Origin of the sequence: Vibrio sp. 10N.286.48.B8 (genome assembly GCF_003050085.1) — a bacterium.
Taxonomy (GTDB): Bacteria; Pseudomonadota; Gammaproteobacteria; order Enterobacterales; family Vibrionaceae; genus Vibrio; species Vibrio crassostreae.
The window spans coordinates 321,954-341,253 of record NZ_PIGD01000003.1 but is presented as its reverse complement, the minus strand read 5'-3'; the positions used below and the strand labels follow the sequence as shown (position 1 = coordinate 341,253).

Sequence of the window (19,300 nt, the reverse complement as noted above, 5' to 3'; positions counted from 1 at the left end):
TATAAGGAATTCTCTATATAAACAACAGTTTAATCTTCATTCCTTACTGTTGAGCGCTATGTAAGCATACGTAAGCGTTCACATTGGTGCTGTTACCTTGTTTATTAATCATTCAAAGTTCTAACTTGTTGATAAAGGTAACTTTATTAACCGACTTATCGAACGAATAAAAATTGGCTTTCGACTTCGTTTGACGGGATTGGTTTGCTAAACAAATACCCTTGAAGGTATTGGTATCCACAGTCGATTAAAAAGTCTTTTTGTGTTTCGGTCTCGACGCCTTCAGCCACCACTTTGAGCCCCAACTTGTCGCAAATTGCGTGGGTCGCTTGGACAATCGCTTTGCTTCCTTTGTGTGAGCCGTGAACAAAGCTTTTATCAAGCTTTACGGTGCTAATCGGTAAGTCGTGCAGCATAGAGAGGGAAGAGTAGCCAGTGCCAAAATCATCAAGGTGGAGTTCAACGCCTAATTTGGAGATGTCGCTTAATGCTTGTCTTACTTCACCGTGTTTGAAAATCATCGAAGACTCAGTGATCTCAAGTGCGATGTTTTGAGGTTGGATATTGTAGAAGTTCAGCATTGCTAATAGCTGCTCGGCAAAGGTTGCGTGCATCTGAATACTCGAGATGTTGATGCTCATCATTAGCTCGCCATCAAACTCCCGATGCCATATTGATAGCTGTTTAAGTGCTGAATTGAGAACCCACTTTCCGAGTGGCACTATCTGCCCAGTATCTTCCGCCAAGGTGATGAATTCATCAGGGCCAATGTTACCTAGCTCTTTGTCTGACCATCGAAGTAGCGCTTCAAAGCCCTTAACCTTGTTACTGTTGGTATTCATGATCGGTTGATAATGCAGATTGAGGTCTTCGTTTTCTAGGGCTTGAGTCAATCGATGGCGAATTTCTACTTTTCGGTGAAGCGTTTGTGCCAAGTCTGGAGTGAAGGTTTGGAATCGGTTTCGACCATTGGCTTTAGCAATGTGCATCGCCATCCCCGCTTGTTTAAGCAATGACTCCTGATCCATGGCGTTATCAGGGAAATGTGCAGTACCAATGCTACAACCGATAGAGAGAGTGCCAATGCCGGTTATGTGGAAGCTTCGGTTCAAGGCATCAATAATTCGGGTGCAAAGCAGCGGGATGTTTTGATTTCGGCAGGTGTGGGCGATCACTATGAATTCGTCACCACCGAATCGACCAATCATGCAGGTTTCGTCAACGAGCTGCTTGAGACGTTCACCTACTTGTTTGAGTAGTTGGTCACCCACACTGTGTCCGTAGGTGTCATTGACCAGTTTGAAGCCATCAAGATCAACGAAGATTAGCTCAAAGGGAGAGCGATAGGCAATACTGGTTTCTAAGAGGTTAGTGATTCCACGGCGATTGTATAGTTCGGTTAAACAGTCGTGCTCTGCATTGTATCTGGCCTTGATCAGCTTCTCTTTCTGTTTGGTGGTACAAGTCAGATTTAACAGCAGTTCACTCTTATCAAATAGCCATTTTCCTTGCACATCAAAGTGGTGGGCCTTATCACCAATATGGCAGCTGACTTCTTCTAAAATTTCTCGCCCTTTACGTGCCGAGAACAACCAGTGGGCTGCAATTTCTTCACTTGAAACAAAGTCGGAGAGGATGGAAAACGGCATGCCATAGTTCTGGGAAAATGCAGAGTTAGCACTCACTACCGCTCCCGATCTATCAAATAGAAGAGAGAGGTTTGAACCATCCGAGCAAGCGAGATCGTGCTTTAGACTACCTTCTTCCGCGACGACTTGTACCAACATGCCGGTTCGGCCGTCTGGTAGTGGGATCCCAGAAAACAGACACAATGCACGCTTCGAAATGTAGTTGGGAGTGAAGTTCCACCATGTCTTGATGCTTTCGTTGCGTAGAAATTGCCTTTGGTATTCTTCGAGCGTTGCTTCTATTGCCTTAGACATCTCGACGCTGAAATCACGTGACGTCAGCTCAAACAGAGATTCAGACTCCCAGAGAGGTAGGGCACTGCTGTTTGCCCAAGTTATTCTCTTATTATCAATGTCATATATCCAAATAGGACACTGGAGATACTCGAAAGGCTGATAACTTGTCATCATATTGAACTCGGCACACGGATATTTGGGTTGAACGAAGCCCACTGAACTCATGCCGTCAGTAGGCTGTTTGTCTTTATTTTTAATTTCAACTTTTACAGGTTCAGTGAGCGGATGATTTTCGTCACTTTACCTAGCGGCGTGGTCTCTATGACATAGCCTTTTTTGTCATCAAATATCTCACCATCAATCAACTGCCATCCATTTGGTTGCTTTGTGATCTCTTTAGGGAAGTCCTTATCGAATATCGAATAATTTGGATAGACGGTTTCGATGGCTTCGAACAACAGCTGAGCTTCATCTTGGTTAGTGACCACGAAGTTTTCCTTAAGGCACATGGTTAACTCTGGCAATGGTTGGGTTGTGTAAGGTTCTGTCACCGTACCCAATACACCGTTGTGCGAGTAAAATAGGTATGAACCACTGCTGCTCTCGTTGCCTTCTGGCGACTTGATTGAAGGCGTTGCGCTGTAGAATTCACAGTTAAAAACCATCTTCTGAATAATGCTGTTTTGTGGTGTCACCTGAATGTCTATCCAAGCACTGACTTGTTCTTGAATCTTGTTCACTGTGTCATGTTTATTGGTGTCAGCAATAAGCGGTGTTGAAACTAAAGCAGTGGTTGTAAGTAACAGTGAAAGCGATTTATTCATCTTAAAGAGGGCCCAGTGTCCAAGTGGTAATTGTCTAATAATGAGTTAATTCATTAGTTGAGTGAATATTACGTTAGGAACTTATCGCTTAACAGGATCTGTCGCGTGCTCAATAATGGAAAACACTGGCTTATTAAATAAGTAATCGATTTCTTTTAATTTAAGACTCGAGCTATAGGTTTATTAGACTGATTCGTTGTTATTTTATAGTGTTATTCACTGATATGAGCTGAGTGTGCGGATAGTTGATTTGATCGGAATTTGTAAACGCCTTAAATGTAAGTGCGCGTAAGAAAATAAAGCAAATGTAAGTGAGCGATAAGCGCATAAAACACGTCAACTCTTCCCTCATCTGCTATAGCCTTTATGCTACAGCCTTTGTAAAGAAAGGCTCAGTGGTTGCTAAATTCCGTATTTTGTAAACGTGCATGTACAAAAGTGATTACTATGTTTTGCGTACGGTAAAGTTAAGGCTCTAATAACAATATTGATGATATATGACCAGTATATATACTGCCCTCGCTTTTAATAAATACTGGTGATAGGAATGTCAAAAACCAAAGTGCTCATTGTTGAAGATGACCAAGAGATTGCTCGTTTAACTACGCTTTACCTCGAAGCTGAAGGCTACAGTGTTAGCGTTGTTCATGAAGGGAATTTGGCACTTGAAGCGATCCGAAGTATTGAACCTGATTTAGTGCTGTTGGACTTGATGCTCCCAGGCATGAGCGGCGCACAGATCTGCCGTCAGGCTCGTGAGTTTTACAATGGCATGATCTTAGTGCTAACAGCTTCTGCCGATGAAATGAGTGAGGTCAGCTTATTCAAGTTTGGTGCGGATGATTATGTTGCCAAGCCGATTCGTGGCCATGCTTTATTAGCCCGAATTGAAGCGTTATTGCGTAGAGCTGCGCCTGCTGCAAAAGCGCCAGAAACTGCGGCTGAGAAGCAGTGCGATATTGTCATCAACAGTGCGGCTCAAAGTGCCACCTTGTATGGACAAAACCTCAAGCTTACCTCTGCTGAGTTTGAAATCTTAAACCTCCTTGTGAATAATATCTGTCAGGTAGTGACGCGAGATCAGTGCTGTCAGCTATTTCGAGGGATCGATTACGCGTTTAACGATCGTTCGATTGACATGCGCGTTTCTGGTTTACGCCGCAAGCTGCGCATTCATGCGAAAGACAAACAGCTGATCCGCACGGTTCGCAACAAGGGGTACATGCTGGTTGCGTAAGTTCATTACTGCGAAACTTCGCTCGGTTTCAATGTTTGCTCGTTTGTACCTTGGGATTGTGACGGGAATGTCGGCAACGATATTTTTGTTTTGGAACCTTGGTGAAGGGCACATGCGAAGAACCGAGATTGAAACCTTCCTCAACGACGGTATCTACTTTGCTGAGCAGTACACTCGCCAACACAATCAAGAAAACTCACTCTATAAAGAACTCGATAGAATAGGCTACCAACAATTTTATATCTTCAATTTACGCCTGTTGGAAAATTGGTCGGGCGAAGCGCCTTGCCAACGATGTGAGTTATACACCACATTGAATGGCGTGCCGATTTATCTGAGTGACAACAATCTCTATTCAGCCGTTTTTCAGTTGCCTAATTCTCGATTTAGCTTTGCATTCAGTGAGGTAGGAGATTTCTTCTCGCCAGACATTGAATGGTATGAGGATTCAGAACGTCACTTTTTGTTAGGGCTGTTACTGGCTGTGATTGTGGCGATTGGAGCAAGTGTTTACTTACCTGTGAGGCGTTTTCAAGAAAGAATAGAGCAGTTAGTCGAGAAGCAGAAACAGTTTGGTAAAGGAAAGCTCAGTACTCGCTCTGAATTGGACGAAATTCACCCTGTGTCTGATTTGGCGAGCAGCTTTAACTTCATGGCTGAAGAGATTGAAAGCAAAGTAAAACAAAGTCATATCTTCGCTCAAGCTATCCCACATGAAGTGCGTACGCCGTTGAGTCGTATTCAATTGGCAACCGATATCCTAAGAAGGGGAGCACCAGATAATCATCAAGTTCTTTTCGATGACATTGATACTTACATTGAGGATATCAACGACCTTACATCCGAAATTATCATGCTGTCGAAACTGAACGTTATGGATAACTCCTTCTTTGAACTGGTAAAAGTGAGAGCTAGCCTGCTTGAGTATTGTCTAGATAGGATTCGCTATTCTCAGTTGGATAACGTGACCTTCGATTCTAAAGTTCAGCAAGAAAGCACGATAAAATGTGACTGCTCGATGGCGCGCTTGGTGTTTGATAACATTCTTAAGAACGCAGGCAACTACACACAAGACAAAGTGTGGATGACACTGGATGAGAACTCAGAAAACTGGCTGGTGGTGATTGAAGATAATGGTTCTGGAATCCCAGCAGAGCGACGCGATGAAGTGTTTCTTCCTTTTTCTCGTTTAGATTCAAGTCGTACATCGGCAACGGGAGGATTGGGGTTGGGTCTTGCGATTGCTCTATCGGCCGCTAAAAAGCTCTCTTGGGACATCAAAATTGATGACAGTAGCCATGGTGGAGCAAAGTTCAGTATTGTGATTCCTAAGACCTTATAACTGGGCGCTTTGAGAGTTCCCTAAGCTCTAGGTCTCGGTTCTAGGTCTAGTTTCGGAGACAACAAAGCCACGGTCGAATACCGTGGCTTTTTAGTATGCTCATTTACCAAGAGGTGAGCGCTTGGGACGTAATGCTAACAACGGTGAAGGCCGTAAATAGCATGGTCAACGATGCGACCATTTAAGTTCTCATTGCGCGTGATGATGCCTTCTAAGGTGAAATGTAAGCGTTCACAAACCTTGCGACTGCTTTGGTTGCCCGTTGCGGCTGATATCTCGACCTTTTCCATATCTAACTCATTGAAAGCAATATCAATCAGCTTTGCGACCACGCGGGTAACAATCCCCTTTCCTTGATACGTTTCAGACAGCCAATAGCCTATCGTGACTTTCTGCTTATTGTGGTCAATGGTGTTGAAGCTACAGTTACCGACGATATTATCTTTATATACAATCGCACAGGTCATGCTTTGGCCCTCTGCATAATCGTGCAGCGAGCGTTGGATGAAGATCCTAAAGTCTTGCTCGGTTTTACAATGTGGCGGCCACACGAGCCATTGGCTCAGGTACTCATTCTGGCTTTGTGAGATTTCCGCGTAGTGAGAAGCGAAGCTCTCTTCAACCAATGCGATGGATAGTTCGTCATCAATAACTGTTTTAAACATGTCTTTCCTTTTCTTAGGGCTGCTGATTTACTGGATCTTAGTCGGCAGGATATAATGTCGCATGATTTTTAATATGCAACCACTTGTAGCACGGAGTTTTCGTGATACGTTAGATCTATCACGAAACTCATTAAACCTTACAATAGTTGTGTATATAATCATTAGCTATGCATTAGTATTGGCGGCCTAAATATATAAAAACTATAAAAATGCTAGGCTTAAATAATGAATCAACATTGCCAGGACGTGACCGTAGACCTAAGGAAGGCTCTATTCGGTATTGCTAAGGCGCTTGATAACGTCGGTTTCGAAAGCAAAAATCATGGACAGAGGGTGGGTTACATCGCGTATCGGTGTGCTCTGAGTGTGGGGTGGGAAGAAGAGCAAGCACAACTTGCGTTCTCATTGGGGTTAATTCACGACTGCGGAGTATCGCAAATTGACGAGCAGCGTAGTTTGGTTTCAGGGTTCATTCCTGACTCGAGTTACCACCATTGTCAAAAGGGGTACCAAATTCTAAAAGAGTGCCCGGTTCTTTCTATATTCGCTAAGCCGGTGCTTTATCATCATACCCCTTGGACTGACTTAAAGACTATTCATATCAGTGAGTTAGAAAAAGAGCTAGCTGCTATCGTGATGCTTGCCGATAGGGTTGACTACTTGTATGGCATTACCTCTTCAGATCGTTATGGAAATCTCACACCCGATGGCAAAGCGAGCATCATTGAATGTTTAACAGAACAAGCGGATGAGATGTTCGAAACCAACCTTGTGCAACACATGTGTGAGTTGGTTGATTTGGATGATTTTTGGTTCTCGATGGAGATCCCTTACATTGAAAACATGAGGGATAACTTTGAACCTGTGCCATTCTTCTCTCAACAAATGTCGCTGGACGAGACGGTGGCCTTTGCCGAATTTATTGCCAATGTTGTGGATACCAAGAGCTCGTTTACCTTTAAGCACTCTTTGAAAGTTGGGCAGCTTTCAGAATACCTCGCCAAACAACTGGGTTATTCCTACACCACTCAGCGCAAACTCTATTTAGCAGGTTTGGTTCATGATATCGGTAAACTGCAAACCCCTAACGATATTCTGCATAAGCCGGATTTACTTACTGAAGAAGAGTATTGCTGTATTAAGCGCCATGCTACGGATACTCGATTTGCATTGCAGGAGTTGTTCAGTTCACCTCAGGTTTGTCAGTGGGCATCTAATCACCATGAAAGGTTAGATGGTTCGGGCTACCCTATGGGCAAAACGGCTGAAGAGTTGGATCAACCGAGTAGAATTGTTGCTGTGGTGGATGTGTTCCAGGCATTAACTCAATCTCGCCCTTATCGCGCAGGCATGACGCTAGAACAGACGATGGCTATTTTGACGGACCACGTTGATAACTTTAAGCTGGATAGAGAAGTGTTTGATTGTCTTAAAAAACATGCGCAATACTGTTTTGAATTATCGACAGATAAAAGAATGTACGCGTTTTAGCGCCAGTGAGTCTTTTAGATGCGTGACTTCCTAAATCACGCTCGATGAAAAATGACTTAATACCAAAAACAGAAAAGCGATAGCCGAGGCTATCGCTTTTTTAATGGGGGGCTTATCAGATCAATATCAGGATCGTTAGAGCGAGATTAGTAGCGCTTTAAGATCTCGATGATCGCTTGCTCAGTTTCCGCTGCGATAATGGCATCAATGTCATCATCATTTTGGAACAACTCTGATAGCGCCATAATCGTGTGGATGTGGCTGTCTGAGTCCATTGCCGCCAGAGTAATTGAAAGATAAACGTCACCGTTGTCTTCCGACTCTAAATCAACACCCTTCTTGAATACTGTCACTTGCAGTGATGCTTCGTTCACACCATCTTCAGGACGAGCATGAGGCATCACAATTTTTGGTGCTAGAACATAGTACGCGCCGATGTCCTTGTGCTTTTGCTTGATAGCTTGAACATAATCTGTTCATTTCATAACGTTCCGTTACAAGCCCCTGTTATTGGCTGATGACTCAATAAATTTAACCCGATGTGTGAGCGAATTTATATAAATAACAATTATGTAAAATATTGATTTGATGAATATTTACTCATTAAGTCGATTTTTGTTAGAACAGCCTATTCAAAACAATAAGATAGGTAAATCTATGAAAAAACTCGTCAGTTTACTGCTCGCTGCAGTATCGTTAGGGCTTTCTGGTTGTGCAACGGTATTAACAGCAGAACAAAGTGCGCCTCAACTCAATGAAGTTCCACAGGAAAAAGCGTTGACCGTCGCTGTAATCGATAAGAGACCATACGTTCTCGATCATGATAAAGAGCCAAAATTTGAGGGAATTATTCGCAGTTCGTTAGGTATTCCTTATACCTACAACACGGCGACACAGCAGCCAATGTCTCAATTTTTGACTGACAGATTGGTCGCAGGCTTGAAAAAACAGCAAGTAGCTGTTGAGTCGGTTGAGACGACGCCTGAAGAGGATATCACCAAGGTTGCTGAGCAGATGAAAGCATTCGACAACAAATCGATGATGTTTGTCTTGAATGAGTGGAAGTATGACTTCCACGCATTTACGGATAACTCTTGGTACAACGTTAATGTGATTATCTATGATGAAGCTGGTAATAAGCTACTCAGCAAAAATTTCCAAGGCGAGAATGATGTACCTGATGGTGGTGCAATCATCAATGAGATGCAACTGATCTACAAACAGCGTTTTGAAGAGATATTCCGAGATGCTGAAGTGAAAAGTGCCCTGCTAAACTAGTTATTCCCACTTTGATCTCATATTTTGAAAAAGCCACACTCTGTGGCTTTTTGTTTTAATGATGGTTTTTTTTGCATTATTTCTTGCTGGAAAAATTAATTATTGCGAGAAGTAGTTCGATTTGTACGCTTTATGACCGCGCGATCGTTTGCGTCAAAAAATGTGATGAAAGTCTCACTTAACTGTTTATACTTCTTTTCCGGTTTTAAGCCGGTGCTTAGCCAATACAAGCCGTCACATGGATATGTGAATGACCCCACGGACCGGACCAGCTACGTTCCACTGCTTGTATAAGGTGATTTTTTACATGAACAACTCGTTGTTACATTCGCTAACCCTGTTAGCTCCTTCATCGCGTAGCGTTTTGCTTGCGGTTCTTTGTCCTGTTCCTTTGATGTCATTTGCTTGGCTCATGTTCACTCTTTAAGGATTACTAGGACACATTATGAATATTCTATTTGGTTTTGTCGGTGTTCTTGCACTGATTGCTTGCGCGTACCTGCTATCTGAAAGTCGTTCTTCGATTAACTGGAAAACGGTCTCTCGTGCTCTATTACTTCAAATCGGCTTTGCGGCCTTGGTTTTGTATTTCCCATGGGGACAATTGGCGCTAACAAGCCTAAGTAATGGTGTTTCTAGCCTGCTTGGTTTCGCAGACGCTGGTATTGCCTTCCTTTTCGGTGACCTTGCTACTGAAGGCTTCATTTTCGCGGTTCGCGTACTTCCAATCATTATCTTCTTCAGTGCTTTGATTTCTGCGCTTTATTACTTAGGCGTCATGCAAAAAGTGATTCAAATCTTGGGCGGAGCGGTGCAAAAACTGCTGGGTACAAGTAAAGCTGAATCTCTAGTTGCTACAGGTAATATCTTCCTTTCTCAGGGTGAGTCTCCTCTTCTTATTCGTCCTTTTTTAAAGTCTATGACTCGTTCGGAACTGTTTGCTGTAATGGCAGGCGGTATGGCGTCGGTAGCGGGTAGTGTACTTGGTGGTTATGCGGGCCTTGGCGTTGAGCTTAAATACCTTATCGCAGCAAGCTTTATGGCGGCTCCGGGTAGCCTGTTAATGGCGAAGATCATTGTTCCTGAGCGCAGCACACCGAGTGACTACGACCACATCGAGCTCGATAAAGCTGACCAAAGCAACGTGATTGATGCATTGGCAAGTGGCGCGATGAACGGTATGAAGGTTGCGGTAGCGGTTGGTACTATGTTGATTGCCTTCGTGAGTGTGATTGCGATGGTCAACACTGGCCTAGAAAGCCTAGGTGAAACGTTCGGTTTTGCGGGTATTACACTGCAAGCTATCTTCGGTTACCTGTTCTCGCCTCTTGCATGGCTAATCGGTATCCCAAGTGATGAAGTGTTGATGGCGGGTTCTTACATCGGTCAGAAGATCGTTATGAACGAATTTGTTGCTTTCATTGACTTCGTTGAGAACAAAGCTCTGCTATCTGAACACAGCCAAGTAATCGTGACTTTTGCTCTGTGTGGCTTTGCTAACATTGGTTCTATCGCGATTCAGTTAGGTTCAATCGGTGTCATGGCGCCAGAGCGTCGCGCTGAAGTTGCTAACCTAGGTTTGAAAGCTGTAGCTGCTGGTACGCTAGCAAACCTAATGAGTGCATGTTTAGCGGGTATCTTCATCCTTCTTTAAGCTAGGTTTAGCAAAAACAGCTAGATTCACTAAAAGCGGGCACCTTACTTACGAAGTTTATGTAAGAAGGGTGTCCGTTTTTTATGCCTGCTCGTTAAGTTCATTCGGACTTAACGACTTATCTTATTACTTCTATATCGTTTTACGCTCACTCGGAAGAGTAATAGAGCAAGCCTGTTTTATCCGATATACTTGAATATCATTAGGTTGCGATTAATAACGTTCGGTTTCAGCTGAGAACATTCGGTTTTGACCAGAACAAAAGCAACCAAGTCCAATTATTCAAAGGTCTTCCCATGAACATGCGCGTTCTCATTGGTCTTATCACCGCCTTTATCGGCTTGTTTGCGATGGTTTATCTTATTGCTGGTGGTACTCAGTTTCCTATTTCTCAGTGGCCGCAAGAGGCTTATCTCGGTTTGGTGTTCAGCGTCGTGTGGGGCACAGGCGTAGCGGCATCGGTGGCATACTTCTTCTCAGCATTGGTGTTTGTGACTATTGCCGTGGTTTGTTATGCGATTGGTTATAAAATCGGTGGACTCTTTTCTTCAAGTTCTAAAGCTTAATCTCATTAAGGTGTGCTGATGTTCATTGAAGGGTGGCAGATTTGAATGCAATGGCTCGATCGTTGGAAGGTGTATCGCTATCATCGGAAACAGACTAACCGCTCGAATGGCGACAAGGCTAAAGCTTTAGGTTGGACTAGCGAAGAGAGCCAATTGTGTCGCTTTGAAGTGATCGCTCGTGCGGTTGACTTTGATAAGAAGAGCGTTTTAGATTTGGGCTGTGGTTATGGCGAGTTGTTTGAATTGCTCGACTGCATCTACCGCATTCAATCTTACACCGGTGTTGACCAACACGCAGGCTTTCTAAAGAAGGCGAAGCAAAACTACACAGAAGATCGTTGTCGGTTTTTGTCTGGTGATATGAGCAAAATGAACCTTGAGGCCCACGACATTGTTATCGCTAGTGGTTCACTGAATTATACCTCTCGTGATTCCGACTACCTGACAAACATGATTACTCGCATGTATGAATTGGCGAATCAGACGGTGATTTTTAATCTTCTCAACTCAAGCCAATATCCTTCACGTAATACCTTGATGAGTTATCACCCTCAGGGCGTATATCGCTTCTGTAAATCACTTTGTGAGGATGTCTCTTTAATAGAAGGTTACGCAGAAGGGGATTTTACTATAGTGATGAACAAAGTCTGCCTCTGAACTCAAACTTAAGCCAGAGCGAAATGATGGTATGGTAAGAATTAAAAAAGCCGCAGGCCTCGAAAGGTATGCGGCTTTTTGGGTTCTAAGACCAACCTCGGCTAGGTATGTTGCTAGTTCTTCAGCGGTTGGTTTTTAACGAGTCCGTAAGGGACGTTAGTAAACACCTTAGGGTTGCCTTCATAAGTCGGCGCTTCATTTACTTGCTGCCAATCGAGTAGCATGATGGCTAACACGTTGCGGTGCTCACCATACTCCAGGTCAAAATCGCCAGTAATTGAAGGGATCATGCCCTGTTTCTCATCGATTGAGGCTTGAATCGCGAGTCGAGTTTTCTCTACTACTGGATCATCTTCTAAACCTGCCAATAAGAAGGTTAATCCAACCTCGGCAATCACATCCTCTTTCGCTCGAAGCAGAATCGTATCGATATTTTCTCTGAAGTAATCGTAGATCCATTGATGATCTTGTTCGCTTACTCGATGCTGATAGTATTCGGAATCGCCAAAGATCATGTGTGTCATACCATAGATCTTGTTGCCAAATTGCTGGCTCGAAAGCTTTTTGTCTTTGTCGTCTGGATATGCTTTCTTGAAGGTAGCGACGAACTCATCAACGACATCCTGTTCACCCAGCTGGCGCAGCCAGTAAACCTGATTCGCTAATTGAGCCGCCCATGCTTTCACCATGTCTTGATTGGTCACGTATCGTGAGAAGTCATAGCGACGAATGATTTCACGCAGCTTGGCATCGTTTTTGTGCTCTAAACCGTACTCATTGGCGCGCGCCATAGAGCCAAGAAGGTCAACGCCAAGGTACAGGTATTCAGGCATGTGCTTGGTGATGTTGTAGCGTCGAACACTGCGCTCATCGTTATCGCCAACATAAGATGCAACGCGTTTTTCTGAGTAGAGTACGATTTGTTCCATGGTTTGAACGTCATTCGACAGGGTGCTGAGCTTGCTTGCCACTCGCGCCATGTCACTCCACACTGCAGCCGAATACTTATCATCTAATGTCTGGCGATACATGCGCAGCCCGTAGTGGCCTTCTTTGAATGCAGGCAGAGTGTAAAGCTGGCTTTCGTAGGTGGTGCGAATGAGGTCAGCAGATTGCTTGAAAGATTGTTCTTGAGAATTGAGCGAATCGGCTTGGGATTGACCATTCGGTACGCTTGTTGCTTGCTTATTCTCTTGTATGTTGAGCGTATCTTGTGCGTGAACGGCAACCGCAACTGAGGCAGATAGCAATGTGCACAGTGTGAGAGTTTTTAGCTTCATGTTGTGAGGTACCAAGCTGATTGTTAGTCTATGTAAAATAACATTGATGAATCCTTTAATGTAAGCCTTGAGTCAATACAATGTAAGCTTTATAAGGTTCACTAACCCTTTTTGATTAAACAATGAGTTTACCTCACAAGCCTGAAGTGATGAATGGCACAATATTTGATACATAGTCGACGTTAGTATGGATTTTTAATGACTTAGCGGCATACTGGACCTATAAGCCAGAAATGAGCCGTTATAAGGCAGTATATAGAACAATAGTGTTAGAGGTTCGTAAATGCCAAGTGGTTCTAGCAAGCAGTGGTCTGCCAAAGTAGTATCTTTTCTTTTTTTCCTTGCGATAGTAGGCGCGATTGAGTTCTTTCACGCCAAGCAATTAACTTTTCTTAAGAATGAATCGTATTCTGAGGGAAAAAAACGATTATCCATCATTCGTTCTCGAATCGAAGCCGCGATCGTGTCAGATATGTATATCCTCAATAATTTCTCTACCTTAGTGACCATCAATCCTGATGGTGAGGTAAAAAATTGGGATAAGATTGCTGAAAATATTATTAAAGATGGTTTCCATATTCGACTTATTGGGCTCGCCAAAGACGACATTCTAAACTTCGTTTACCCTATGGAAGGCAATGAGCAGATTCTCGGTATTAATTATCGTGATTATCCAGACCAATGGGAGTCCGTTGAGATAGCCCGTAACCTTGGCAACACCTTTATTGCTGGTCCTTTTGAATTGTTTCAAGGTGGGCAAGCCCTCATTACGCGCACCCCGATCTTTCGAGACCCGCCTTTCAATCAAGATTACTGGGGTGTATCCAGTGCTGCTATTGGTTTAGATGAACTGTTTGAAGATGTCGGAATCGGGAAGATCGAGAACAAGTACCAACTCGCGATTCGCGGCGCAAACAGTTCAGGTAAAGATGGCGCTATCTTTTATGGCACTCAGAATGTGTTCGATAATGCGTTTGCCACCGAACAGGTAAGCTTCCCATACGGTGGTTGGTATCTTGCTCTCTCCGGAAACGAACATGTATTGATGGATGAGCCTTGGTACCGAATCCAAGCGGTAAGGCTGGTGGGCTACTCAATAATGTTAGTGCTGGCGTTTGCCTTCTTTACTATCTATCGTCTGTACCGCATTGCAGATAGCCGCTCAATGCATGATGAGCTAACGATGTTACCGAATCGTCGATACTTTATGTATAGCCTCAAGCAGGCCTTTAAAACTACTCAAAAACAGCGAGCGAGAACGTTTGCCGTTGTAAATATCGACCTCGATGGGTTTAAAGCGATCAATGACACTTATGGTCATGCAGCTGGCGATCAGGTATTGATCGAGTGTGCAAACCGAATTAGGAGTGAACTACGAGTTTCAGATATCGTCGCAAGGATAGGCGGTGATGAGTTCTTAGTTTTATTGCCACGCATAATCGATGATCAACACGTATCTTCGATCGTCACTAAACTACGAAAGACGATATGCGCGGCACCAGTTGTTTACGAGGCGCACTCTATTTATCTTCGAATTAGTGTTGGTTGGGTTATTCATAATAACAACTACAATGATGTCGATGCGCTCTTGAAAGCGGCGGATGAAAAAATGTACGAACAGAAGCGACAAGTTATCTAGGTTGAATTTGAGCTGCGATTAGAATTTAGTTGCTGAATGTGGGGAAAAGCCTCAGAATACCGCGCTTTGCTCCATATCAATGTATTTAGCGAGCAAAAGCTGAAGCAACGCACTTTTTAACGCGTTGCTCATACTAAATGTTATTCAACTGAGAAAATAATCTATGAGTTTTACCTCCCTTGGCCTTTCTGAACCTATCCTTAAAGCTATTGAAGCACAAGGTTACGATAAGCCATCACCAATACAAGAGAAAGCCGTACCAGCTGTCCTAACGGGCAAAGATGTTATGGCCGCTGCTCAAACAGGTACAGGTAAAACTGCAGGCTTCACGCTACCTATTCTTGAAATGTTATCAAAAGGCTCTCGCGTACGTCAGAACCAAGTTCGTGCGCTCGTGTTAACGCCAACTCGTGAGCTTGCTGCGCAAGTAAATGGCAGCGTAGTGAAGTACGGTATTAACTTACCACTTACTTCTACAGTTGTGTTTGGTGGTGTGAAGATTAACCCTCAGATGCAAAAACTGCGTAAAGGTAGTGATGTGTTGGTGGCGACGCCGGGTCGTCTACTTGACCTATATAACCAAAATGCCGTGCGTTTTGACCAACTAGAAATCCTAGTGTTAGATGAAGCGGACCGCATGCTAGACATGGGTTTCATCCGTGACATCCGTAAGATCTTGGCTTTCTTACCTAAGAAGCGTCAGAACCTATTGTTCTCTGCAACCTTCTCTGACGATATCCGTAGCTTGGCAAAAGGCTTGGTGAATAACCCAGTAGAGATCTCGGTAAGTCCTGCAAACTCTACGGCTAAAACCGTTGAGCAAAGCATCTACCCAGTAGATAAAAAGAAAAAGAGCGCAATGCTAGCGAAGCTGATCAAAGATAATGATTGGCGACAAGTGCTGGTGTTCAGTAAAACAAAACACGGTGCAAATAAGCTTGCTCGTTTCCTTGAAGAGCAAGACATCACAGCGGCGCCTATTCACGGTAATAAGAGCCAAGGCGCACGTACCAAAGCCCTAGAGAATTTCAAAACGGGTAAGGTTCGAGTACTTGTAGCGACAGACATCGCAGCACGTGGTATCGATATCCCACAACTGCCTCAAGTGGTTAACTTCGATCTTCCACATGTATCAGAAGACTATGTACACCGTATTGGTCGTACTGGCCGTGCTGGTGAAGTAGGCAAAGCGATTTCATTGGTTTGTGCTGATGAAGTGGGTGAGCTGTTCGGTATTGAACGTCTTATTCAACAAGTGCTAGAGCGTCGTGAGCTTGAAGGCTTCTCGCCAGTAAACAAGCTGCCTGAGTCTCGTTTGGATACACGTCCAATCAAGCCTAAGAAGCCGAAGAAAGCGAAACAACCACGTGAACACGCAGACGGTCAACGTTCTGGTGACAACGCTCGTGGTCACAAGCCAGCAGGTAAGAATAAGCGTCACGTACCGGGTACAGGGTCTGCGCCAAAGCGTAAGCCAACGTCTGGAAAGAAGCCAACTGAAAACAATTCAACCGCGACTGGTGAAGATAAATCAGTAAGAAACAATGGCAGTAACTTTAAACGCGGCAATGCGGGCAATAAACCTGCTGCAAATAACGCGGGTTCTCAGAACACGCTGAGCAAACCAAGCGGTGCGGGTAAATCTAACGGTACTGGTAAGTCAAACAACGCGGGTAAACCTGCAGGCAAGCCTAAGAAGTCCGGCTACGGCGGTAGCTATGGTCCAAGCAAGTCGTCAAATAAGCCGGCGGGCAACAAACCTTCACCATCGAGAAGCCGCTCTAAGCCAGCTCCTCAGAAATAGAGTCTCTAGATAGACTATAGAGGTCCAATGACGAGAATGCTTTTTAGGAGAGTTCTCGTTAATTAGTGACTATCTAACTCAAATAAGCGCGAATATTGAATTTCAATGTTCGCGTTTTTTTATGGGCGTTGTTTATGTTTAGTAACCGTTTATGTTGAATAACCTAGGAGAGGTTAATCGTTGTTTAAAGTGATTGAACCTATGGGAAATACGGCAATTTTGGGAAGGGTAATGAATCTTTAATAATTTATTAATAACAACATAATCACTAGCATTTTTGTGGATTCTTGCAATTTGCAATTCCAGTTTGCAAAACAAACAAGAATTTAAGGCTAATACGTGTCCAGATGCGTAGTAAATACGTATTTTAAAAGTTGGCACGCATGCTGCATTAGTAACGGTGACCCTTCTTAAGCCGAGGGTCACCTAGCCAACTGACGTTGTTAGTGAACCTTTATTGTTCACACAAAATATATGACCAATCACCCTTTTGTGATTGGTTTTTTTTTGCCTGAATTTTAGGTTCTATTTTTGTTATTACTTTTTACCCACCACACTTAGAATAACAGCTTGGTTGGCGTGGGCATTCTCCACCTCTGGAGCAGATAAGCCTCGCCTCTGTCTCTATCCCACGTTCAATCCAATTTATATTTAGAATCTTGGCTATTGTCGTGAGATCTTTCTTGATGTTACGCGGTATTGCTACAGAGCCGCCATTGTTGACGCATGACGCCTTAAGTTGCTCTGCTATTTCTCTCGAATTACCACCTTGAGCATCAATCGCTGGATTGAGATCTATACCAGCACACAAAACGCGATTGTTACCCGCAGGATCCGTCATATTGATGGATTCACAACAGTAGATTCTTGGCTCATCACCCACATTTAAAATGGAGATTTGAGCAGAGCTACCCGCTCGGGGTTCAGATAATCGACGGAACACAGCCCAATGTTGACATGGGTCAGCGACTGTTCTCATATTTCCCCAAGGCAATGGAATCCCGTTCCCGCGGTACACCGCCTTGAGTTTCCCCGGCCCATAAGCATCAAAATAGTGCCAGTGAGGGTAGGGCGATACTACCGTCATTCGACGCATCGCAACAGAGGGGGAAACCCCTGCTCTTTGGTGAACGTCGATTTCGTAACCAGTACGGTCGAGCAGCTGTCTGAACGGGACTTTCGGGCATAACAGAGCGCCAGCAAAGAAGCTGGATTCAAAGTCACGCCATGCTTGAAGAATGTCTTGAGAGTTGAGCTGGGAAGAGCCTGAGACTTGATTGTCATCCCATGTATTGTTGTTACCGACCGACAACACACTCTTTAATCCTTCTTTGCTATGCAAAATGCAATGGCCAATATAAACCGAGAGGTCGTATTTCAGGCGAGTTGGGTATTCTTTAAGAATCTCGTTTAAGAAGATTGTACCCGGAGGCTCAAAGAATGATGTAACCAGTTGCTTGGCATTAATACCGAGCTCATCAACTACGTCTTGCGGCGTTCGCGTTACCCAACGGATGTTGATTCCAAGGGTTCTAGCGATGTCTATAAGGTCTTCTACGCTGAGGTTGAGACGTTTTAGGCCAACTTCCTCTGCAGCGCGTTCAAGGTCAGGGAAGTGGTTCTGGTTGCTCTCTTGGTGTGCCCTAATCAAGAGGTGTGCAAACTGACGGCCTGAAATCCCCGTTTGTGACAGCATCTCAGGAATCGCAATTTGCAGGATGTCGTTGGAGAAAAGAAAGCTAGGCTCGAGTGCCATGCCACTTATCCCACCACGATTCCCTTTATCAGGGGCAATGGCTTGTTGTTCAGATTCATCGTCGAGGAACCAGGTTGGGTTCTTCTGAAAGACCTGCGCAATCACTTCCAGCATATCGATGCTTGGAACCCGCTTTCCGCGTTCAATCATTGAAAGGTAAGAAACGGAAGGTGCGTATTCTGGGTTGATTCTAATACAACGCGCAGACAGATCTTCCATCGTTAAATGGTTACGTTTTCTTAGGTTACGTATTTTAGTACCTAGGAAGTGTGACTGACGAACTAAACTTTTTGACAAGGCCATATTTGTAAAATTCACATTGTAAAATTTTTGTTGTGAAATTGTATGTAAAAAAGCGCTAATCTACAAACTAAGCAATTCACAAAATGACAAATAAATTAAACGTTAGTTTGGAATAATTGCTCTAGGACACATTTTTGCTGTAGAAATCGGTGGTTATCACCGGACTGGTCAAGAGGGAAAGACTATGAATATGCTTACATTCGATAAAACAGAAATCCAAAAACAATCAAAGCCATTTATCGCTGAAGCTGTCTTTGCCGTGGAGACAATCAGTGCAAACCAGCAAACTGAAAAGCAAGTGAAAGCAAAGCAGCTGCTTGATCGACTATTCCCACTAGAGAATGGCTCACATCAAGACGTAACCAGCTATGTAGTAGATTACCGTCATATCATGGCTTACTTTAAAGATGGTCAGCACAGCGGTCTAAAGCATCCTAAACAGTTTGTAGCGTACATGGGTGAGAAGAATGACCCAGACTCTATCTTGTTCAGAGATGGTAGTGGAAGCCACCTAGAGGTGATGTTTGGTTGCCATAAAGGGACAGGTTGTATTGAACTGGTAGAAATCGATGATATTCAGTTGGAGTCATGCACCACGTTTGGTCAATCACCAATGGAAGTAACAACCACAATGCGAGAAGAGACCATTGCAGCGATGCGCCACTGGATCAGTTTGATTCAAGGTGATGCAAAGGGCAAACCAAAGGCATGCAGCGAAGATAAAGAGTTCAGAGCAAAGAGTGGTGAAGATTACTGCCTGAATTACTGCTTCCAGATCTAACGGTGAACCCTAGGTAGCTAAATCAATTTATACAGCTAAAGAAAAAGCCCCGAAGATAATGTCTTTGGGGCTTTCTAGTTTCAATACGAGCCGACTAA

15 protein-coding genes and 1 pseudogene are annotated in these 19,300 nt (G+C 43.8%); 10 read left to right on the top strand and 6 right to left on the bottom strand.

Going from position 1 to position 19,300, the window contains the following annotated elements:
• Positions 1–155 precede the first annotated feature (155 nt).
• Entirely contained in the window at positions 156–2,150 is a 1,995-nt protein-coding gene (locus tag CWO08_RS06200; RefSeq protein WP_108020111.1) for a bifunctional diguanylate cyclase/phosphodiesterase, read from the bottom strand.
• 41 nt (positions 2,151–2,191) lie between these two features.
• The gene (locus tag CWO08_RS06195) at positions 2,192–2,749 is read right to left on the bottom strand and encodes a hypothetical protein (RefSeq protein ID WP_102432660.1); all 558 of its coding nucleotides are present in this window, start codon (positions 2,747–2,749) and stop codon (positions 2,192–2,194) included.
• A gap of 547 nt (positions 2,750–3,296) precedes the next feature.
• Between CWO08_RS06195 and CWO08_RS06190 the strand changes: the two genes are divergently transcribed.
• The gene (locus tag CWO08_RS06190) at positions 3,297–3,986 is read left to right on the top strand and encodes a response regulator transcription factor (RefSeq protein WP_102432661.1); all 690 of its coding nucleotides are present in this window, start codon (positions 3,297–3,299) and stop codon (positions 3,984–3,986) included.
• A complete protein-coding gene (locus CWO08_RS06185) occupies positions 3,979–5,328 on the top strand; it encodes a HAMP domain-containing sensor histidine kinase (RefSeq protein WP_102432662.1) in 1,350 nt (449 codons plus the stop codon). The genes CWO08_RS06190 and CWO08_RS06185 overlap by 8 nt, the downstream gene beginning before the upstream one ends.
• Before the next feature lie 134 nt (positions 5,329–5,462).
• On the opposite strand, the gene CWO08_RS06180 is transcribed toward CWO08_RS06185, so the two are convergent.
• Positions 5,463–5,993 (bottom strand): GNAT family N-acetyltransferase, encoded by a 531-nt coding sequence (locus tag CWO08_RS06180; RefSeq protein WP_102432663.1) that lies wholly within the window; start codon positions 5,991–5,993, stop codon positions 5,463–5,465.
• 225 nt (positions 5,994–6,218) lie between these two features.
• Between CWO08_RS06180 and CWO08_RS06175 the strand changes: the two genes are divergently transcribed.
• On the top strand, positions 6,219–7,484 hold the full coding sequence (locus tag CWO08_RS06175) for an HD-GYP domain-containing protein (protein WP_108020110.1): 1,266 nt from the start codon (positions 6,219–6,221) through the stop codon (positions 7,482–7,484).
• Positions 7,485–7,630: 146 nt separating this feature from the next.
• On the opposite strand, the pseudogene CWO08_RS06170 reads toward CWO08_RS06175, so the two are convergent.
• Positions 7,631–7,954 (bottom strand): annotated as a pseudogene (locus tag CWO08_RS06170) (PTS sugar transporter subunit IIA); the annotation flags it as partial.
• Between the two features lie 187 nt (positions 7,955–8,141).
• Between CWO08_RS06170 and CWO08_RS06165 the strand changes: the two are divergent.
• The 4 genes from CWO08_RS06165 (at position 8,142) to CWO08_RS06150 (ending at position 11,639) form a co-directional block, all read left to right on the top strand.
• On the top strand, positions 8,142–8,762 hold the full coding sequence (locus tag CWO08_RS06165) for a hypothetical protein (RefSeq protein ID WP_017060596.1): 621 nt from the start codon (positions 8,142–8,144) through the stop codon (positions 8,760–8,762).
• Between the two features lie 445 nt (positions 8,763–9,207).
• Positions 9,208–10,416 (top strand): NupC/NupG family nucleoside CNT transporter, encoded by a 1,209-nt coding sequence (locus CWO08_RS06160; protein WP_102432666.1) that lies wholly within the window; start codon positions 9,208–9,210, stop codon positions 10,414–10,416.
• Between the two features lie 296 nt (positions 10,417–10,712).
• A complete protein-coding gene (locus CWO08_RS06155) occupies positions 10,713–10,982 on the top strand; it encodes a hypothetical protein (protein ID WP_102432667.1) in 270 nt (89 codons plus the stop codon).
• Positions 10,983–11,027: 45 nt separating this feature from the next.
• A complete protein-coding gene (locus tag CWO08_RS06150; RefSeq protein ID WP_108020109.1) occupies positions 11,028–11,639 on the top strand; it encodes a class I SAM-dependent methyltransferase in 612 nt (203 codons plus the stop codon).
• A 113-nt stretch (positions 11,640–11,752) separates the two neighbouring features.
• Here the strand turns inward: CWO08_RS06150 and CWO08_RS06145 are convergent, their stop codons facing one another.
• Positions 11,753–12,919, bottom strand: coding sequence for a DUF3541 domain-containing protein (locus tag CWO08_RS06145; RefSeq protein WP_108020108.1), 1,167 nt, complete (start codon positions 12,917–12,919; stop codon positions 11,753–11,755).
• 283 nt (positions 12,920–13,202) lie between these two features.
• Between CWO08_RS06145 and CWO08_RS06140 the strand changes: the two genes are divergently transcribed.
• Together CWO08_RS06140 and CWO08_RS06135 are read left to right on the top strand one after the other, a co-directional pair.
• Positions 13,203–14,558, top strand: a complete 1,356-nt coding sequence (locus CWO08_RS06140; protein ID WP_108020107.1) for a diguanylate cyclase domain-containing protein — start codon at positions 13,203–13,205, stop codon at positions 14,556–14,558.
• A gap of 163 nt (positions 14,559–14,721) precedes the next feature.
• A complete protein-coding gene (locus CWO08_RS06135) occupies positions 14,722–16,362 on the top strand; it encodes a DEAD/DEAH box helicase (RefSeq protein ID WP_048659043.1) in 1,641 nt (546 codons plus the stop codon).
• Between the two features lie 544 nt (positions 16,363–16,906).
• Here the strand turns inward: CWO08_RS06135 and CWO08_RS06130 are convergent.
• A complete protein-coding gene (locus CWO08_RS06130; protein ID WP_080967367.1) occupies positions 16,907–18,436 on the bottom strand; it encodes a DUF3612 domain-containing protein in 1,530 nt (509 codons plus the stop codon).
• Between the two features lie 169 nt (positions 18,437–18,605).
• Here CWO08_RS06130 and CWO08_RS06125 point away from each other — a divergent pair, with 169 nt between their 5' ends.
• Entirely contained in the window at positions 18,606–19,202 is a 597-nt protein-coding gene (locus CWO08_RS06125; protein ID WP_108020106.1) for a malate synthase, read from the top strand.
• Positions 19,203–19,300 lie beyond the last annotated feature (98 nt).